This window comes from Bartonella sp. CM86QHHN (assembly GCF_042194695.1).
Classification (GTDB): domain Bacteria; phylum Pseudomonadota; class Alphaproteobacteria; order Rhizobiales; family Rhizobiaceae; genus Bartonella.
The window spans coordinates 1-3242 of the sequence record NZ_JBHIND010000050.1; the positions used below are offsets into that span (position 1 = coordinate 1).

A 3242-nucleotide genomic window follows, 5' to 3' on the forward strand; every position below is an offset into this window, starting at 1 on the left:
TTTTTGATTGTAATAACGACTTGCTTGCCAAGAACACTCAGTGCTTGCTCTAGTGTTTGAAGCTTAGTTGGATAATTTGGATCAAGAATGCGTCTTGCTTCTGTTTCTTTTTTACCCAAACGATGTGCCAATTCTGTTTTTGTGATATTCGCTTCATTAAAGGCTTCTACCACTGCGAGCTTAAGAGCATTCCACGCATCTACCGTAACCTCTACAAGGTCTTTATACTGTTGTCGCATTGGTAAAGGCAAACCACGCATAGGATAGCTCCGTAATGCTAACCCTAAAGCTTCAACAGCATTCTCTAATGCCTCTGCTCTATTTTCTCCAGCTGTTATTGCTTCTGGTACATCTGGAAAAGTCACAATAAAACCACCATCTGGATCAGATTCCAGTTTTGCTTGATACGTATATTCCATGTTTAGGTCTCCTCACTATGATCAAAATGTTTTTGAAACGAAAAATTAAAGCCGTTGAGAGAGTAACTCATACCCCCAACTGCTTTTTTATTATTTTCACGTAAAGTGGGGTCAATTCACCAGATTTTATAACGGTTGTCTTGTCTCCAAAAGTTACCAAATAATGTGACCCTTTGCCTGCATCAGGAGCTTCACTGTAATGAATGCCTCTTTTTCTGGCTTCTTTACGTAATTCTCTAAGCAGTGCTTCTCGTTTCATTTAGCCTCCCCCTTTTTTCATAAAATGAATATCGCACAAAAAGGTTCGATAGTCAACAATAAATCGAACAAAAAAGTTTGATACAGACTCTTAATGAAAGGATATTTATTGAAAAGTTAAAAGAAGAAATAAGAAAGCCATGCCATTTGTGTGACATGGTTTTTTGATAAATAATTTGTCAAACAATATTATAATGTAATACTTAAAAAACTGTTATTAATAAACTGAAATAATTGTATAAATATGCAAATTATGCTAAGATTTTTCATGTATAAATTGCTAATCTAATGGGGCTACAAATATGCTAAATAAAGTGACGTTAATCGGGCGCCTTGGTGCCAATCCCGAAAGCAAAACAATGAATTCTGGAGCAGAAATAGTCAATTTTAGTATAGCGACTTCTGAGAGCTATACAGATAAAAAAACCAATCAAAAAGTAGAGAAAACAGAATGGCATTCCGTGGTGATTTTTAATCCACATTTGGCAAAAATTGCACTTCAGTATCTAAACAAAGGTTCAAAGGTTTACATAGAAGGAAAATTACAGACACGCAAATGGCAAGATAAAAATGGGCATGACCGTTACACAACAGAGATTGTCTTACCACAATTCAAAGGTGAATTGTATTTGCTTGATGCAAAGAAAGATCAATCGGCATCCCCTACCCCTTCACCTATTACTTCTCAAAATTATGCTATCGCTTCAGGGGCTGCTGATCATAGTGCACTCATTAATAATGATAGCATACCATTCTGATTGAAAAAAATATGACAAAAAGAAAAAAACGTGCAAAACGCGGTCGTCCACGGATTAAAGGATGTATCAGAGAACCAAATGGACGTATCTCACGAGCAAAAACACCGCATGAACCCATGGATAAATTGGCAATTGAAATGCGTGCCAAACGCTTTGGCTTGACCATAGAAGAGGCTAAAAATCCGCTTTCCGGTACCTATATCGGGCGGCTTTATCTGCAAGGTGTGATTAATCAAGACCAATATGATGCTGCACAAAAATATCTTGAAGTGAGAAATAATTATCTCTGTGCAAAAGCCTTACCAAATGCAATTTATGATGACTTTACTCCATCTTTAAATGAAGAGGCAAAAAAACAATGGATTGAAAAAACTACTCATTACTATGAAGCAATGAAAGAGGTGCTAAAAGAAGCACAATGCCTTTATAGACAGCACAACCTTTATGCCGCGCTACAGTATCTTGTTAGTGAAGATCAATCACTGCCACATCTTGTCGGTTCGCTGTATGTTGCTCTGAATGCACTTCATAAACATTTTATACAAAACCGCTAAATTTTAAGCAGCATTTTGAACATTGATAGTGATCTCTTTTCCAAGAGCAATGAGAGTGGATTCTAAAGCATCTAATTTTGTTGCGTGGTTTAAATCCAATAATCGGTCAATTTGTATTGGGTGAAGTTTTAAAAGACGCACGAGATCAGCTTTGCGTAAATTCTTTTCAACCATAGCGTTGTGTATTGCAATTTTTAAAATAACTAATGAAGATACTTCAACAAAAGGATAGGCAGCATCACGAGCTCCAAAAGGGACCACTTCTCGATCTTGGAAACGCCCCATAATAACTGTTAAAAGGGCATTTTTAGCGTGTTCCAAAGCCTCTTTTTCGTCGTTACCATAGGTAATAAATTCTTGAAAGTCTTTGGAAACGACAAGAAGAGTATCATTGTCATCTTTGATAAACTTAAGTGCATATTTCATTTACATCTCCATATTCAGACTTACCTTAGGTCAAGATCTTTAAGAATCTTTTGAACTAATCCCGTTCCTAATTCTTTCCGCGTACCATGCATAGGTAAAACGGATTTTTTAGAACCACGTTTTACAAGCAAATGGCCACCTTTCCCTGAGGTAAAACTGCAACCATGTTTCGTAAGATATCTTTTTAATTCTTGACTGTTCATAAATATAATATAACATCTAAAATGTTTAAATACAACATAAATGTTGTTATTTGTATAAAATTAAAGATTGGCTTTTAAAATACTAAGTTTTGATCAAAAAAATTAAAAATACACAATATCGTGATTTTTCTATTGACAATACGTGAAAAATCGTATTTAGTGGCAGTACGGCACTGGTTGTATTGCGTCTAAAATTCAAAAATATCCCCTAAAATTTGATAAAATCTTAAGCTTTCAAGAGGGCTTAAAGTACTGTTTTTATTGATAAAACAGACTAATCTATTTTGCACATATCAAACGCCATTCAGTAACCAATGATGTCATTAATTCATTGCCTCAAAAGGAGCGAAGATGAAAGCAATCATCACCAAGCCAATGTGTGTTGTTGGCGATAATAAAAGCACTGTTCGTTTTGAAACTTCAACTCCCAATAATCCATTTGTTGAGATTTCCAATCAAGTCTACGCACGTCTCAAGCGTGCAAATGCCGCTAAACCTTTTGTTGATGTTAAAACAAAAATAAAGCCTGACAAGGAAGTTGAGCAAATTAAACAGATAGAACAAGAAGCCGTACAAACATCGTCTGAACCAGTGACAGAGGAAATTCCACTCGAACAGCCAAAA

General features: G+C 35.7%; 7 protein-coding genes. 3 read left to right on the plus strand and 4 right to left on the minus strand.

All coding sequences use genetic code 11. The features are described 5' to 3' along the window. Together ACFIKX_RS03990 and ACFIKX_RS03995 are read right to left on the minus strand one after the other, a co-directional pair. A partial coding sequence (locus ACFIKX_RS03990) for a type II toxin-antitoxin system HicB family antitoxin (protein WP_375629435.1) occupies positions 1–419 on the minus strand: 419 nt, incomplete at its 3' end. A gap of 67 nt (positions 420–486) precedes the next feature. Then, a complete protein-coding gene (locus tag ACFIKX_RS03995) occupies positions 487–678 on the minus strand; it encodes a hypothetical protein (RefSeq protein ID WP_004859817.1) in 192 nt (63 codons plus the stop codon). Positions 679–979: 301 nt separating this feature from the next. Here ACFIKX_RS03995 and ssb point away from each other — a divergent pair, with 301 nt between their 5' ends. Both ssb and ACFIKX_RS04005 read left to right on the plus strand, forming a co-directional pair. Beyond that, positions 980–1435, plus strand: coding sequence for a single-stranded DNA-binding protein (gene ssb, locus ACFIKX_RS04000; RefSeq protein ID WP_375624117.1), 456 nt, complete (start codon positions 980–982; stop codon positions 1433–1435). Between the two features lie 11 nt (positions 1436–1446). After that, positions 1447–1989 (plus strand): hypothetical protein, encoded by a 543-nt coding sequence (locus ACFIKX_RS04005; protein WP_375627952.1) that lies wholly within the window; start codon positions 1447–1449, stop codon positions 1987–1989. A 3-nt stretch (positions 1990–1992) separates the two neighbouring features. Here the strand turns inward: ACFIKX_RS04005 and ACFIKX_RS04010 are convergent, their stop codons facing one another. Together ACFIKX_RS04010 and ACFIKX_RS04015 are read right to left on the minus strand one after the other, a co-directional pair. Then, positions 1993–2415, minus strand: coding sequence for a HicB family protein (locus ACFIKX_RS04010; protein ID WP_100131245.1), 423 nt, complete (start codon positions 2413–2415; stop codon positions 1993–1995). Between the two features lie 20 nt (positions 2416–2435). Next, on the minus strand, positions 2436–2618 hold the full coding sequence (locus tag ACFIKX_RS04015; protein WP_038473319.1) for a type II toxin-antitoxin system HicA family toxin: 183 nt from the start codon (positions 2616–2618) through the stop codon (positions 2436–2438). A 351-nt stretch (positions 2619–2969) separates the two neighbouring features. On the opposite strand from ACFIKX_RS04015, the gene ACFIKX_RS04020 reads away from it, so the two are divergent. Next, positions 2970–3242 (plus strand): hypothetical protein (locus ACFIKX_RS04020; RefSeq protein WP_375646076.1); only part of this gene is annotated, 273 nt, incomplete at its 3' end.